Raw genomic sequence first — 13,261 nt, 5'->3', positions numbered from 1 at the left:
TGCCGTATTCGGAAGCGCCGCACAAGACCGCATATTCACGCGCTCGCCGGTTCCCGCGATTCGCCGTCGGCTAGTTGTTCAGCACGACCACGGTGGTGCCGACCGAGACGCGGCCGTAGAGGTCGCTGACGTCGTCGTTGGTCATGCGGAAGCAGCCCGAGGACACCGCCTGGCCAATCGTCTCCGGCTCGTTGGAGCCGTGGATGCGGTAGAGCGTCGAGCCCAGATACATCGCGCGCGCGCCAAGCGGATTCTCGACGCCGCCCTTCATGTGACGCGGCAGGTCCGGCCGGCGGGCCAGCATCTGCGACGGCGGCGTCCAGTCCGGCCATTCCTTCTTGGCGGTGATCCTGTGCACGCCGCCCCAGCGGAAGCCGTCGCGGCCGACGCCGATGCCGTAGCGCAGCGCCTGGCCGTTCTGCAGCACCAGATAGAGCCGGCGCTCTGAGGTGTTCACCACGATCGTGCCGGGAGCGTAACTGCCGTTGTACATGACGGTGGTGCGGGGGACCGGGCTCGATCCGCCGCGGAAGAAGTTCGGGCCGCCGCCCATGATGTCGCGCGAGTCGAACTCTTCGGCGAAGGCGCCGCCAGCGGTGGCCGACAGCAGTGCGATGGCGGCAATCGGCGCGGCAAAAAACCGGATCATTGTTTCTCCCAGCAAAAAATCATTCAACGGAAGTTACAGGCCATATTTGCGGGGTTTTCGCAAGCCACGGCCCCGTGAGACAGGTCATCCTTAACGGTTGGCGTTACCAAATCGGCAACCGTACCAATCTGCCGGAAAGTATTAGCCACACCAGCGTATCGCCGCGCGGGGCAGGGCGGCGATGCCGGCTATTGCTTTGACGAGACGAGCGAACAATGATTGATCGGACGGATTGTTGGAACATTGCCGGTTGCGGGAGCTGACGGATGAACGGTGCGGAAAGTCTGGTGCGGACGATGGTCAAGGGCGGGGTCGACGTTTGCTTCTCCAACCCCGGCACCTCCGAGATGCATTTTGTCGCAGCGCTCGACCGCGTGCCCGGCATGCGCTGCGTGCTCGGCCTGTTCGAGGGCGTGGTGACCGGCGCCGCCGACGGTTATTTCCGGATGAAGGGCACGCCGGCCTCGACGCTGCTGCATCTCGGTCCGGGTCTCGCCAACGGCCTTGCCAATCTGCACAACGCCAAGAAGGCGAATTCCGGCATCGTCAACATCGTCGGCCAGCACGCCGTCTACCACATCGGCTACAACGCGCCGCTGACCTCCGATATCGAGGGCCTGGCCCGGCCCATGTCGTCCTGGGTCCGCACCTCGCCGAACTCCAAATCGGTCGCCGCCGACGGTGCCGCGGCGATCGCCGCCGCCAGGAGCGCCCCGCCGCAGATCGCGACCCTGATCCTGCCCGCCGACACCGCCTGGAACGAAGCGGACGGCATCGCCGAGGTTCCGGCCGAGCAGCAGCGCGCGAGCTATTCGCCGCAGGCGGTCGAGCAGGCCGCAAAAATCCTGCACGGCGACGGCGAGGGCACGCTGCTGCTGATGACCGGCAGTGCGCTGAGCGAGCAGGGCCTGGCGCTGGCCGAGCGCATCGCTGCCAAGACCGGCTGCACCGTGATGGGCCCGACCTTCCGTCCCCGGATGGCGCGCGGCCGCGGCCGCTTCTCGATCGACCGCATCCATTACGTGATCGACAATGCGCTGCAGATGCTGGCGAAGTTTCGTCACATCGTGCTGGTCGAGTCCGACGATCCCGTGGCGTTCTTCGCCTATCCGAACAAGCCGAGCATCCTCAAGCCCGAGGGCTGCGACGTGCATCGCATGACCTCCTGGGGCGAGAATTCGGTCGCAGCGCTGGAAGCGCTTGCGGGCGCGGTGAAGGCCAGTGCGAACGACGTCAAGCCGCAGGCCGCGCAGGAGCTGCTCAAGCCGACCGGCGCGCTGACCCACGCCTCGATCGCGCAGTCGATCGCCTATGCGATCCCCGAGAATGCGATCCTGGTCGACGAATCGCTCACCACCGGCCGCGCCTTCTTCCCGCCGACCGCAGCGGCGGCCCCGCACGACTGGCTTCAGAACATGGGCGGCTCGATCGGCTTCTCGACGCCGCTCTCGATCGGTGCCGCGATCGCCTGCCCGGACCGCAAGGTGATCTGCATGGTCGGCGACGGCAGCGCGATGTACACGATCCAGTCGCTGTGGACGCAGGCGAGAGAGAACCTCAACATCGTCACCATCGTGTTCGCCAATCGCATCTACCAGATCCTGCGCGGCGAGTTCGACAATGTCGGCGCCGGCGAGCCCGGCCAGCGCGCCAACGACATGCTCCGCCTCGACCGGCCGACGCTGGATTTCGTGGCGCTGGCCAAGGGCATGGGCGTCCCCGGCCGCGCCGTCACCAACGCGGACGAGTTCAACAAGGCGCTGGCCGAGGCCGTCGCCGAGCCCGGGCCGCGGCTGATCGAAGTGCAGATGTAGGGACGTCTCTTCACCTCTCCCCGCTCTTCTGCGGGGAGAGGTCGGATCGCGCAGCGATCCGGGTGAGGGGCAAGGCAAGCTGCGGACCCAGGCAAAGGGCCATCCGACTCGCAGGCGGCGCGCGTTCGACCTATCATTCCAACCGAATTCGCGGAGGCCGCCCCTCACCCCACCCTCTCCCCGTAAGAACGGGGCGAGGGAGTGACAGATCGGGCGACGCCACGCGCAAGGTTGGAATGGCCGGGGAGCAAGATGCAGACCGAGCTGAACAAGGTGATCGCGGCGCTCCGGGACTTTTACGCGCACGAAGGATTCCTGTTCGAGAAGGACATCGGCGAGCGTGCGATCACGCACCGCTTCGCTGTGCATCTGGAGAAGCAATTCTCCGGCTGGTCGGTCGACTGCAACTACGACCGGCTCGGCGAGCGTACGCTGCATCTGCCGCACGGCACCATCATCTCGACCGACGATCATCTGGGCAAGTCGATCTACCCCGACGTCGTCGTGCATCAGCGCGAGATACCGAACAATTTGCTCACCGTGGAGATCCGCAAGGCGAGCAACCACACCTCGCTCGATCACGACCAGCACAAGCTGATGGCGCTGACCGATGCGCATGTCTGGTTCGCCTACTGGATCGGCGTGCTGCTGGTGCTGGACAAGCACCATGTGACGATCTCGGAGGTCTATGTCAGCGGCGTCGTCGATCAGCCGCTGTCGCGCTGGTTCGCGAGCCGGCTGGAGGAGATCGGCCTCGGGACCGCGCATTGAGCAGATTTCGGAAAACAAGCCGCCCGGCAACGCGGGCGGCATCATGTCTTCGACGGATCGCAGGCTCAGTGCAGCGGATCGTCTTCACGTAAGAATTGTGGCGGCGTGCGCGTCATGCGCGCACGCCGCGAATTCGTCAGTAGTCGCGCTGCTGCGAGAAGGCGTAGCGCGGGTTGATGCCGCAATAGGCCGACGTGCCGGAGGCGGTGGCGAGGCACTGCTGATAGCTGGCGAACTGGCAGTGGCCGGGATAACCCCACGAGCGGCCCTGGATGCAATATCGATCGTTCGCAGGATGGGCCTGGGCGGCCGGGGATGCTACGGCGAGCAGGGCCCGAGCGATGCGAGAGTAAGGATGGTGCGACGCATTTTAGTCTCCTTCGAGAATGAGTGGAGGGGAATGTCAGCGAGCCTGGCTCGTCTGTTGCACAGTCATGCCTGTGTTGGTGTCGGCGGAATGCCCAGCGTTCGCGACAAGGCACATCATGACGCACCCGGCCGCCGGCAATGTGATCTCGGCCACAGTTCGCGATTGGGTTCCGGCCTATCGTGAGCAGACTTGCACGCGCCGGTCCCGGAGAACTACGCTTGCCTTGTTCGGATCAGTATTTTGGAGGTTCTAATGCAAAAATCATACTTGCTGGCTGCGACAGCAGCGCTGGCGCTTCTCATGCAAACACCGCTCGCGCTGGCGCAGGGCACTCCCGCCGTCGGCGGAACCGCGGCGCCTGCGGCGACAACCACCGCGCCGGCAGCGACGACGACAGCGCCGACTGCAACCAATGACGCTTCCAGCCAGCCGACCGACTCCAAGAAGAGCGCGTCGAAGAAGCCGGCGAAGAAGAAGATGACGCGGCAGCAGGAGATCGATCACTCGGTCGACAGCGGCACCGTGCCCGCGCGCTACCGCAGCTCGGTGCCCAAGCAGTACCAGCAATACGTTCCGTTCGAAAGGCAGTGACGGATCGCACGGCGGCGTGACCTGAAGCGGCATCGCGCCGCCGGTGCCATCGCGTGACGGCCTAGAAAATAGCACCTGGCCGGGCGGAATGCGGCCATAGATCCCCTGTGGCGGTCCGCGCGAGCGGTGCTAGAGTAGGCCGAAGTCTGGGGGGCGTAATGAGCGACGACGTGAAGGATGCTGGCCTTGTGGCCATGATCAGCAGCATCCTGGGAGGCAACAGGCGCGCAGCAGACAGTCTTGCACCGCCGCCGCTCATCGAGGCTCCGCCGCCGACAGCGCCGACCAACGGATTTGAGCTGGTCGAGCCGCCCGTCCCCGATATCCCGCCCGCAAAGCCCGAGAACAAGTCCGAGAACGAGTCCGGGGACGCGCCCGATGCGGTACCGGCCGCCCCGAAGCCGGCCGAGCCGCCCGCGAAGGTCGCCACGACGGCCGATGGCAAGCGGTTGCTGCCGGCCGAGGCGATCGCCGATCTCGTCCTGGGCGAGCTGCGCAAGCTCGAGAATTTTCCGGCGACCGGCGCCTCCGTCACCGTCTACGGTTACAGGCACTGGAACGCGATGATCACCTTCGCGCCGTTCTCGACCAATTTCCGGGATGCAACGCGGTTCCGCCAGGCCATGCCGGACATAGTCTTCAAGCTGCGCCGTTTCGTCGAACTTGAGATATAGTTCGGGAGTCCAGAACGGTTCGACAGGATCTTCGACTTGAGCGTTGCCTTTACCAAGGAAGAGAGCGCGGAAACCGCCGCCGAGACGTTGCTGCCGGATCGTCCGATCTCGCCTCATCCAAACCTCGTGACGGAAGCGGGCTTGCAGGCGTTGCAACGACAGCTTCAAGACACACGCGAGGCCTATGAAGCCGCGCAAGCCATCGAGGACGTCAACGAAAAGCGCCGGCAATCGGCGGTGCCCCTGCGTGACGCCCGCTATCTCGCCGAACGGCTGCGTACGGCGCAGGTCATTCCCGCTCCAACCTCGACCGATATCGTCGCCTTCGGCAGCACGGTGACCTTCAGCCGCGCCGATGGCCGTGTGCAGACCTATCGCATCGTCGGCGAGGACGAAGCCGACCCCAAGGCCGGCTCGATCTCGTTCGTCGCGCCGGTTGCGAAGTCGTTGATGGGAAAGGCCGTTGGCGACGTCGTGGGTTCGGGCGCGCAGGAGATCGAGATTCTGTCGATCGGGTCGAGCTGATATCGATGATCTCCGCTGTGTCCGCGCAACAACGCCCGATAGCTGGATGAGACGGTTTCTGTCGGGGGCGTTGCCGTTCTACGCGCTGGCCGGACTGGCCATGTGCATGTACCTCGTCCTGTACAAGACTGACCTCTTCGACTTGAACGCCATCGTCCACGATGCGACGGCTTCGCCATGGTTTCCGATCTTCATCTTCGTCTGCGTGCTCCTGGAGTCGGTCTTCCCGTATTTTGGCTATTTTCCCGGAACCGCCCTCATCCTGATGTCCGTGGCGCTCAATCCGAAGCCCGCGGATGTCTCCGTTTTCATCCTGGCGTGGCTGGCCATCATCGTGGGCGCGGTTCTGAGTTACGCACAGGCTCGCTTTTTCAGGCCGCTGTTGCAGCGGGTGGCCTCAAAAGCGGCGCTGAACCGGTGTGAGTCCCTCCTCGACGCCTACGGTCCTTACGCCCGCGTTGCCTTGTTCGTTCATCCCAACGCCTGCGCGATGTATTTCACGGCCATCGGACTTCTCGGCCGCAGCCTGACGCGAGAGCTCGCCTATCTCAGCGTGGGTGCGGCAGCCTCCGTGGGCGTTCTGTTCGTCGTCGTGACCAGACTTGTATCGTCCGTCGGCACCACCGATGACGGGGAATTAGAGGTGCTGCTGGCGGCAGCGCTGGTCGCCATCGGGACGCTCGTCGGCCTCTACGCGGCCTGGCGGCCGGAGCGGGCGGCATGAAGCTTGATGTGCGGCCTTCGCTCCAATCCGCGTGTAGCTAGGCAGTTGCGCTTTTGATCTTGTCGCGCTTTTGAATGCGTTCCCCATAACGGACAGAAAAGAACCGCTCGATCGAGCTGGCCTATGTGCCGGTCAACATGATGGCCGCATCGCTCGACCGCTTGACCGGCCGAGGAGGGAGCGTTTTGACGTGAACTAGACGAATGGTCTCGCGCATTTATGACTTTGCGGCGTACGCCTCGATCTCGAGCAAGAACTCTGGGCGAACAAGTTCTGGGACAATCAGCAGCATTTCTGCCGGCCGCGCGTCGCCGAGGAAACGTGCGCGGACCTTGACGTAAGCCGGGATGTCGGAGGCGCGCGTCAGATAGTGCGTGACCTTCACCAGGTCGTGGACGGTCATCCCCGCTCGGTCGAGCATGGTCAGGATGTGTGTCCAAGCAATTTCCGCCTGTCCCACAATATCGGCCGGCAGCAGGCCGTCCAAAGGCAAGCCAGGTGTTCCTGATGTAAAGAGCCAACGAGCATCGGCGGGTACTTCAGTTGCATCACTGTAGAGGCCAATCTTTTTCGCAACGCCAATATCATGGATTTTGTTCGGCATAGGATGTCCTAGTGGGTTGTGGTGAGATTGCGCCTGAGAGGCGGGCGCAAGTTCGTCAAACGGCTGCGACACCGTCGATTTCTACATCAAACGGACCGGGCCACGACGGCACATGCACGAAGGTTCGGGCCGGGGACTCGCTTGGGAAGTAGCGTGCGTAAACTTCATTGAAGATCGCGAAGTGCGCGGGATCAGGTGTGCAATAGACATTGCATTTGAGTACCTGCGTGAGCGACGAACCTGCCGTCTCCAGACAAAGCTTCATCTGATCGAGAACGATTTCTGCCTGCCGCTCGAACGGCATCAGCTTGATATCACCTGTTTCCGGATCGAACGGCGGCAGCCCCGACAGATACACGAGACCATTGGCGACAATCGCCGGATAGATCGGGCCTTTGCGACGACGCTCCAAATAGCTGGAAATTGGCTCTACGCGTAATCTTCTCAACATGACGCACCCCCGTTCGATCGACGTCGGATCCTTAGCAGGCGCTGGAGATCGAATGGTTTGATCGATACCGAACTGTCGCCGGTTGCAAAGATCAGGCGCATCACGATAGGGTAGGAGATGGCGGCTGCAGCAAACATGGTTGAGGTCGCGGCCTTAGTTGGCGACACCGCCCGAGCTACGATCCTGTCGGCTTTAATGGGCGGGCAGGCCCTAACCGCCAGGGAACTCGCGGCCCGCGCGCGAGTTTCCAAATCCACCGCGAGCGGTCATCTGTCAAAGCTGGTTGGCGCCCGCTTGCTCACCGTGACCCAGAAGCGTCGCAATCGATATTATCGCATCGCTTCGCCACTGGTCGCCAAGATGCTGGAGAGCATCAAAGCAGTCGCCGCCATTGAGACCCCCGCCCGTCATCAGCCACGATCTACCCAGGATGACCGCTTGAGGATGGGACGGACCTGCTACGATCATTTGGCCGGCCGCTTGGGAGTGGGCATCGCTGATGCGCTCGTTTCCAATGGCTGCGTTGTCCTCACCGACGATGGTGGTGAAGTGACAGATTCAGGCGCACATTTCCTGTCCAACTTCGGCTTGGCGCTGGCGCCGAACACAAAAAGCAAGCGGATATTCTGCCGACCCTGCCTCGACTGGAGCGAGCGCCGCTACCATATCGCCGGCCATGTCGGGGCGGAACTGCTGCGGCGGTTCACCGAACTTGAATGGGTCGAACGCGACCGCGACTCACGAGCAGTGCGGGTGACTGCTACCGGGAAGGTTGGTTTACGCGATGTGTTCGGCGTGGCCTTGGAATTCCACGACCACGCTCTTCGGACTCCTTAATGCACGTGCACCGGGATGCGCTGGTGGCCCGTCCGAGACACGCCAATACAATCTGACCCTTTCCGCTTATCGGTTAGACCAGAAGTCATCATCACCTCACGGGCAAACCGATGCCTCGCTTCGGATGATGGCATCGTGCTCCTGTTTTGCCCGACGAGTCAAATCAGAGTTCGGAAAAGTCGCATTCGCGTAACCCATTGATCCCGCTCGCATGGGCTACTGTGCATGGGGTTGTTTTCGACACTTTTGATTTGGACGGGTGGGGGATAGCCGCCAAGCGTCGACGATAGGCCTGCAATCAGGATGGTTCAGGAAGATGGATGGTGGGCGCACAAGGGATCGAACCTTGGACCTCTCCCGTGTGAAGGGAACGCTCTCCCGCTGAGCTATGCACCCGAAACCATCATGCAGGCGACCCGAGTTTCGGCCGCGGTGCATCGGAGCCCGGGATTTAGAAGTGCGGGCCGAAGGTGTCAAGTTTCGAGGCGCCCCAAGACCCTTAAAGCGGCCCGAAAACCTTCCGCAGACCCCGCAACTCGGCGGTGAGACCGTTTTGGGGCCGCTTACGCGCCCTGCTGGCGCGCGCGGGAGGCGTGGGCCTGGAGCGCGCGGATGCGTTCGGCGAGTGTTCCGCCGCCTTCGGGCAGGGTGGCTGCGGCCGTGCCATTGGTCGCGGCGTCATTGGCCGGGCGCGGCGCCGGCCTCGGCGGCTGGCCGGCCTCGGCCGCGAGCAGGGCCTCGATCGGCGAGTTCGGGCCTTCGAGCTGCATCGCGAGCTTTGCCACTTCGGCGGCGATGTCGTTGATGCGCTCGCGCAGCAGCGCGTTCTCCATTCGCTCGGTCGCCCAGGAGCTCTCGGCCTGTTGCTGGATCGCGTTGATGTCGCGCTGGAGTTTTGCGCGCTCGTCGCGGGCGGTGCGGAGCTGCTCCTCCAGCGCGGTCTTTTCCGCGCGGATCGATTCCATCGCGGCCGACGACTTGCCGCCGCTCAAGGCCGCGATCTCGACGCGCAGCTCCTTGATGGTGCGCTCGTTGCTCTCGTTGGCCTGGCGCAGCTGGTTGTTCTCGTAGTCGCGCTCGGCGAGCAGCTTGCCCTGTGTGGCGAGGCGGCCTTCGAGATCGGTGACGCGGCCCGACAGCATTTCGGCCTCTTTCACCTGCACGATGAGCTGGCGATCGAGGTCGGTGACGCGCTGGCTCAGATTCTCGACGCGGCCGCGGGCGTCGCCGAGCTCGCGCGAGACGGTCTCGGAATCGGTACGCTCCTGCGCCAGCCGCGCCTGCGTCGCGGCAAATTCCTTCTCGGCGTCGCCGACGCGGTTCTTCAGCTCTTCGATCTGGGCACGGACCGCGACCAGCTCGACCTGACGGCTCTCCGCCATCATCGAGCGGTCGGACAGCTCGGAATTGATTTTTGCGAGATCGCCCTGCTTGTCGGTCAGCGCATTCTCGGCGGCGCGCAGGGCTGCGGTCTTGGTGTTGAATTCCTCTTCGGTGGCGCGGAGCTGCTCCTTCACCGCCTTCTCGCGCGCTTCGAGCGCGAAGATCGTGGCGTTCTTCTCGCCGAGCTCGATCTTCATGCGATTGATGGCGTCGCTCTTCTTGCCGAGCTCGGCGAGCTGGCTCGTGGTCTTGTTCTTGAGCTGGTCGACGCTCATCTCGAGGCGTCGTGCCGACATGGCGAATTCGGCGCGGAGCTGGTCCTTGTCGGCCTGGATCTCCGCCATCGACAACGGCGTGGCCGCCTCGAGCCGGCGCGTGGTCAGGCGCACGGCGCGGTTATGCACCAGCGGCACGATCGCAAGCCCGCACAGCATCGAGAGCAGGAAACCGATCGCCAGGTACATGATCGGTTCGACCATGGGCCAGAACTCCCAAAGCTAAGGAAAAATTTACCAAACGACATTGCATGCGGGGCCGGCAAAAAGCCAGTCCCGACATGTCGTTAACCTTGATCCGTCGCGGGAGGGGAAAGCGCGGACGCTAGAACGGGTTCCAGGTCGCGCGCGGGGTGAATTTCAAATAGCCGATATTGGCTCCCAGCCGCAGGCCGAGGCCCGAGCGGATCGGCACCAGCACGATGTTGTTGGCGGTGAGCGCCGTCATGCCGAAGCCGCCGATGATGTAGGCCGAGCCGTCGAGGCCCGCGAAGCGCTGGTAGATCGCGTTGGTGGCGGGCAGATTATAGACCAGCGTCATGGTGCGCGCGCCGTCGCCGCCCCAGTCGAAGCCGAGCGAGGGGCCCTGCCAGTAGACGCGCAGGTCGCCGGCGTTCTTGGTGTAGAGCGTGCCTTCACCGTAACGCAGGCCGGCGACGAAGGCGCCGGATCCTTCCTCACCGAGAATATAGCCGTTGGGCAGGCCCCATTGGCTGACAGCCTTCTCGATGATCGAGGCGAGGCCCCGCGAGACGTTGCCGAAGAAGCGGTGGCCGGCGTTCACGAGTTCGTCCGGCCCATAGGTGGTGGGCGTGGGAGTCCGCTGCGGCGGTGGCAAATCGGGCGGCGGCGCCTGCTGGGCCGAGGCCGGAATGATCCACCCAACCAGCGCGGCAAGCGCGACTGCGGCAAGGCGTGATGCGAAAGTCATAAAAGAACCCCTGGTATCGAAACCGGTCGCTTCCTTAACCTGATGCCAACAGGCACGGCTCTAGGTTGCGCCGGATGTCCCCTCGACTCGGATGTTATCCGCAGCAACTATGACGGCACAACGGCAGGAAGCCAGTCCTTTGCGCCCCGGAATTGCCTTGATCAGCCGTCTGGTCTGCCTGCTGTCGGGCATTTGGATCATCTGCGTGGGGTTGCCTGTGCAAGCGGCCACCACCGAGCGGATCGTCGTCAACCGTTTCAGTGGCGTAGCGATCGAGGGCTTCGACCCCGTCGCCTATTTCGTCGGTGGTACGGCCGTGCAGGGGACGGCCGAGTTCGAGGCGAACCTGTGGGGCGCGGTCTGGCGCTTTCGGAACGAGGGCAACCGGGCCTCTTTCCTGGCCCATCCCGAGGTCTATGGGCCGCAGTTCGGCGGCTACGATCCGGTCGATATCGCCCGCGGCGTCACCATCGCCGGTAACCCCCGCTTCTTCGCGATCGCGGCGCAGCGGCTCTATCTGTTCAGCCGGGAAGCCAATCGCGACGCCTTCGCCGCCAGTCCCGAGCGCTTCCTCTATGAGGTGGGCAAGCGCTGGCCGGCCCTCCGGGACAGGCTCAGCCAGTAGCGGCTTTACAATCTCAGAGTCTTGCTCAGAGTCTTGCCGCCTGCGGGTCACCCCAGGCGATGAACTCCGGGATGATGAAGCCTTTGTCGTGCCGCTCACCGAAGCGGAGCTCGCCACCCTTGCCGTCGGTCACCTTGCCGCCGGCCGCGGTCACGACCGCGTAGCCGGCCCCGACGTCCCATTCCGAGGTCGGCCCGAAGCGGGGGTAGATGTCGGCACTGCCTTCCGCGATCCGGCCGAACTTCACGGCCGAGCCGACTGTCTTTCGGACGGCGTTGGGCCTGATATCGATGAATGCCTCGCTTTGCGGATCGCCGTGCGAACGGCTCACCGCCGCGATCCAGGGCTCGCCCGGCGCCGGCAGCTTGCGGGTATGGATCGGCTCGGCAGCGCCGATGGTCGCGCCGTCAAACCTCAGCCGCTCGGCGCCGCGGCCGACGATGCCGCGCCAGAGCAGCCCGAGTGCCGGGGCGCTGACGATGCCCAGCAGCGGCACGCCTGATGTCACGAGGGCAAGGTTGACGGTGAACTCGTCGCGCCCGGCGACGAACTCCTTGGTGCCGTCGAGCGGGTCGATCAGGAAGAAGCTGTCGCGGAAGGGCGGCGAGGCGAGCTGGGTCCGCTCTTCCGAGAGCGTCGGGATGTCACCCGCAAGCTGCGCCAGCCCGTCCGCGATGATGCGGTCGGCGGCAAGGTCGGCCTCGGTGACCGGCGAGCCGTCCTGCTTGCCATCGATCCGCATCGCCGCCCGGTTGACCGCGAGGATGGCTTCGCCCGCCTTCACCACCAGCGCAGTGAGCGGCTCCATCAGGTGGGAGGCGGCCGTGCCGTCGATGATCCGCTTCACCTGCATGCCTCATTCATCGGCAATTCCATCCCTCCTCGAGTGATTCGTCGCGGCATTAGGGCCGCTTCGAACCGATCGCAAGCTAGCTGCCACGGGCTTGCGAATGTTAGAACCCGCGGCATTCGTCAAGCATGCGTGATTCGCCGCGTCCGCGCCGTGCAATTCCAGGAACCCTTTATGTCTGACGCTTCGTCACCCGCTACCGTTACCGCTCCAGATGCGCTCGAACTCGCTGCGCTGCTGTGCTCGCGGGTCTGCCACGACCTCATCAGCCCTGTCGGCGCCATCGTCAATGGGCTCGAAGTGCTCGACGACGATCCCAAGCCCGACGACCGTGAGTTCGCGCTCGATCTGATTCGCAAGAGCGCGAAAACCGCCTCGGCCCGCCTCCAGTTCTGCCGCCTTGCCTTTGGTGCGGCCGGTTCGTCCGGGGCGCAGATCGATCTCGGCGATGCCCAGACCATGGCGCGCGGCCACATCGAGGACGGCAAGTGCTCGATCACCTGGAATCTGCCGCGGATCTTGATGCCGAAGAATCGCGTCAAGCTGTTGCTCAACATGCTGATCGTCTCCCAGCACACGATCCCGCGCGGCGGCACGCTGACGATCGACCCCATCGGCGAGGGCGAGACGATGAGCTTCCGCATCACCGCGACGGGACATAATGCGCGCCTGCCGCAGAACATCTCCGAGCTCCTGAGCGGCGAGCGCGGCCCGGCCGCGGATGCGCACGCGATCCAGCCTTACTATACGCGGCTTTTGGCACAGGCTTGCGGGCTCACCGTGAGGCTCGCGCACGAAGGCGAGGGCATCACCATTATCGCGTCTTAAACCGGCGCCGCTCTCAAACGTTAACTTATCCTTTACGAGGCGCTTCGGTTTGTCCGGAGCGCCTTATCTCTTTGTTGGTTCCGTTCTTTTCCACATACTCAACCATTATTAAACGCTTTGCGGTGAAGCTGGCCTCATTCCGAATGGCGCATCACGTCTCGTGCGCGCCCCTCCTGTATGAAGGCCTGTTTTCATGGATGATCTGTTGCGGGAGTTTTTGACGGAGACCAGCGAGAGCCTGGACACGGTCGACAATCAGTTGGTGAAGTTCGAGCAGGAGCCGAACAACGCCAAGATCCTGGATAACATCTTCCGCCTGGTCCACACCATCAAGGGCACCTGCGGCTTCCTGGGATTGC

General features: G+C 63.8%; 17 protein-coding genes and 1 tRNA gene. 10 read left to right on the top strand and 8 right to left on the bottom strand.

All coding sequences use genetic code 11. The features are described 5' to 3' along the window. Positions 1-70 precede the first annotated feature (70 nt). Positions 71-649: a L,D-transpeptidase gene (locus IVA88_RS00100; protein ID WP_247495266.1), complete on the bottom strand. Its 579-nt coding sequence runs from the start codon at positions 647-649 to the stop codon at positions 71-73. Between the two features lie 266 nt (positions 650-915). Between IVA88_RS00100 and IVA88_RS00095 the strand changes: the two genes are divergently transcribed. Both IVA88_RS00095 and IVA88_RS00090 read left to right on the top strand, forming a co-directional pair. Then, positions 916-2,463, top strand: coding sequence for an acetolactate synthase large subunit (locus IVA88_RS00095; protein WP_247495265.1), 1,548 nt, complete (start codon positions 916-918; stop codon positions 2,461-2,463). A gap of 252 nt (positions 2,464-2,715) precedes the next feature. After that, positions 2,716-3,234, top strand: a complete 519-nt coding sequence (locus IVA88_RS00090) for a hypothetical protein (protein ID WP_247495264.1) — start codon at positions 2,716-2,718, stop codon at positions 3,232-3,234. 136 nt (positions 3,235-3,370) lie between these two features. On the opposite strand, the gene IVA88_RS00085 is transcribed toward IVA88_RS00090, so the two are convergent. Then, positions 3,371-3,565, bottom strand: a complete 195-nt coding sequence (locus IVA88_RS00085; RefSeq protein WP_247495310.1) for a DUF3551 domain-containing protein — start codon at positions 3,563-3,565, stop codon at positions 3,371-3,373. Positions 3,566-3,856: 291 nt separating this feature from the next. Between IVA88_RS00085 and IVA88_RS00080 the strand changes: the two genes are divergently transcribed. The 4 genes from IVA88_RS00080 to IVA88_RS00065 all read left to right on the top strand — a co-directional run bounded on the left by IVA88_RS00080 (position 3,857) and on the right by IVA88_RS00065 (position 6,118). Then, a complete protein-coding gene (locus tag IVA88_RS00080; RefSeq protein WP_247495263.1) occupies positions 3,857-4,195 on the top strand; it encodes a hypothetical protein in 339 nt (112 codons plus the stop codon). Between the two features lie 158 nt (positions 4,196-4,353). Then, complete coding sequence (locus IVA88_RS00075) at positions 4,354-4,869, top strand: hypothetical protein (protein WP_247495262.1); 516 nt, start codon at positions 4,354-4,356, stop codon at positions 4,867-4,869. 36 nt (positions 4,870-4,905) lie between these two features. Continuing rightward, on the top strand, positions 4,906-5,394 hold the full coding sequence (gene greA / locus IVA88_RS00070; protein ID WP_247495261.1) for a transcription elongation factor GreA: 489 nt from the start codon (positions 4,906-4,908) through the stop codon (positions 5,392-5,394). 46 nt (positions 5,395-5,440) lie between these two features. Then, positions 5,441-6,118, top strand: coding sequence for a hypothetical protein (locus tag IVA88_RS00065; RefSeq protein ID WP_247495260.1), 678 nt, complete (start codon positions 5,441-5,443; stop codon positions 6,116-6,118). A gap of 217 nt (positions 6,119-6,335) precedes the next feature. On the opposite strand, the gene IVA88_RS00060 is transcribed toward IVA88_RS00065, so the two are convergent. Continuing rightward, positions 6,336-6,722, bottom strand: coding sequence for a RidA family protein (locus IVA88_RS00060; RefSeq protein WP_247495259.1), 387 nt, complete (start codon positions 6,720-6,722; stop codon positions 6,336-6,338). Positions 6,723-6,777: 55 nt separating this feature from the next. Continuing rightward, positions 6,778-7,173 carry a RidA family protein gene (locus tag IVA88_RS00055; RefSeq protein WP_247495258.1) on the bottom strand — a complete coding sequence of 132 codons (396 nt, stop codon included), beginning with the start codon at positions 7,171-7,173 and terminating at the stop codon, positions 6,778-6,780. Between the two features lie 117 nt (positions 7,174-7,290). On the opposite strand from IVA88_RS00055, the gene IVA88_RS00050 reads away from it, so the two are divergent. Further along, on the top strand, positions 7,291-8,010 hold the full coding sequence (locus tag IVA88_RS00050; RefSeq protein WP_247495257.1) for a helix-turn-helix transcriptional regulator: 720 nt from the start codon (positions 7,291-7,293) through the stop codon (positions 8,008-8,010). Between the two features lie 321 nt (positions 8,011-8,331). Here the strand turns inward: IVA88_RS00050 and IVA88_RS00045 are convergent. From IVA88_RS00045 to IVA88_RS00035, 3 genes are all read right to left on the bottom strand, one after another. Next, positions 8,332-8,406, bottom strand: a tRNA-Val gene (locus IVA88_RS00045). Between the two features lie 167 nt (positions 8,407-8,573). After that, positions 8,574-9,872 carry a hypothetical protein gene (locus IVA88_RS00040; protein ID WP_247495256.1) on the bottom strand — a complete coding sequence of 433 codons (1,299 nt, stop codon included), beginning with the start codon at positions 9,870-9,872 and terminating at the stop codon, positions 8,574-8,576. A 121-nt stretch (positions 9,873-9,993) separates the two neighbouring features. Next, the gene (locus IVA88_RS00035; protein ID WP_247495255.1) at positions 9,994-10,599 is read right to left on the bottom strand and encodes a DUF1134 domain-containing protein; all 606 of its coding nucleotides are present in this window, start codon (positions 10,597-10,599) and stop codon (positions 9,994-9,996) included. A 139-nt stretch (positions 10,600-10,738) separates the two neighbouring features. On the opposite strand from IVA88_RS00035, the gene IVA88_RS00030 reads away from it, so the two are divergent. Then, positions 10,739-11,224, top strand: a complete 486-nt coding sequence (locus tag IVA88_RS00030) for a YHS domain-containing (seleno)protein (RefSeq protein WP_247495309.1) — start codon at positions 10,739-10,741, stop codon at positions 11,222-11,224. Positions 11,225-11,249: 25 nt separating this feature from the next. Here the strand turns inward: IVA88_RS00030 and IVA88_RS00025 are convergent, their stop codons facing one another. Next, on the bottom strand, positions 11,250-12,077 hold the full coding sequence (locus tag IVA88_RS00025; protein WP_247495254.1) for a 3'(2'),5'-bisphosphate nucleotidase CysQ: 828 nt from the start codon (positions 12,075-12,077) through the stop codon (positions 11,250-11,252). A 171-nt stretch (positions 12,078-12,248) separates the two neighbouring features. Here IVA88_RS00025 and IVA88_RS00020 point away from each other — a divergent pair, with 171 nt between their 5' ends. Continuing rightward, on the top strand, positions 12,249-12,902 hold the full coding sequence (locus IVA88_RS00020) for a histidine phosphotransferase family protein (RefSeq protein WP_247495253.1): 654 nt from the start codon (positions 12,249-12,251) through the stop codon (positions 12,900-12,902). Between the two features lie 193 nt (positions 12,903-13,095). After that, positions 13,096-13,261 (top strand): Hpt domain-containing protein (locus IVA88_RS00015; protein WP_008538701.1); only part of this gene is annotated, 166 nt, incomplete at its 3' end.

Source organism: Bradyrhizobium sp. 149, assembly GCF_023073915.1.
GTDB lineage: Bacteria > Pseudomonadota > Alphaproteobacteria > Rhizobiales > Xanthobacteraceae > Bradyrhizobium.
The sequence above is the reverse complement of the archived record's forward strand: the minus strand, read 5'-3'. Positions and strand labels throughout refer to the sequence as shown.

Excerpts from the sequence above, each read along its gene's own strand:
- IVA88_RS00100 (WP_247495266.1), bottom strand. The coding sequence starts at position 649 with ATGATCCGGTTTTTTGCCGCGCCGATTGCCGCCATCGCACTGCTGTCG.
- IVA88_RS00025 (WP_247495254.1), bottom strand. The coding sequence starts at position 12,077 with ATGCAGGTGAAGCGGATCATCGACGGCACGGCCGCCTCCCACCTGATG.
- IVA88_RS00035 (WP_247495255.1), bottom strand. The coding sequence starts at position 10,599 with ATGACTTTCGCATCACGCCTTGCCGCAGTCGCGCTTGCCGCGCTGGTT.
- IVA88_RS00055 (WP_247495258.1), bottom strand. The coding sequence starts at position 7,173 with ATGTTGAGAAGATTACGCGTAGAGCCAATTTCCAGCTATTTGGAGCGT.
- IVA88_RS00095 (WP_247495265.1), top strand. The coding sequence starts at position 916 with ATGAACGGTGCGGAAAGTCTGGTGCGGACGATGGTCAAGGGCGGGGTC.
- IVA88_RS00050 (WP_247495257.1), top strand. The coding sequence starts at position 7,291 with ATGGCGGCTGCAGCAAACATGGTTGAGGTCGCGGCCTTAGTTGGCGAC.
- IVA88_RS00040 (WP_247495256.1), bottom strand. The coding sequence starts at position 9,872 with ATGGTCGAACCGATCATGTACCTGGCGATCGGTTTCCTGCTCTCGATG.
- IVA88_RS00075 (WP_247495262.1), top strand. The coding sequence starts at position 4,354 with ATGAGCGACGACGTGAAGGATGCTGGCCTTGTGGCCATGATCAGCAGC.
- IVA88_RS00080 (WP_247495263.1), top strand. The coding sequence starts at position 3,857 with ATGCAAAAATCATACTTGCTGGCTGCGACAGCAGCGCTGGCGCTTCTC.
- IVA88_RS00060 (WP_247495259.1), bottom strand. The coding sequence starts at position 6,722 with ATGCCGAACAAAATCCATGATATTGGCGTTGCGAAAAAGATTGGCCTC.
- IVA88_RS00065 (WP_247495260.1), top strand. The coding sequence starts at position 5,441 with ATGAGACGGTTTCTGTCGGGGGCGTTGCCGTTCTACGCGCTGGCCGGA.
- IVA88_RS00020 (WP_247495253.1), top strand. The coding sequence starts at position 12,249 with ATGTCTGACGCTTCGTCACCCGCTACCGTTACCGCTCCAGATGCGCTC.
- IVA88_RS00090 (WP_247495264.1), top strand. The coding sequence starts at position 2,716 with ATGCAGACCGAGCTGAACAAGGTGATCGCGGCGCTCCGGGACTTTTAC.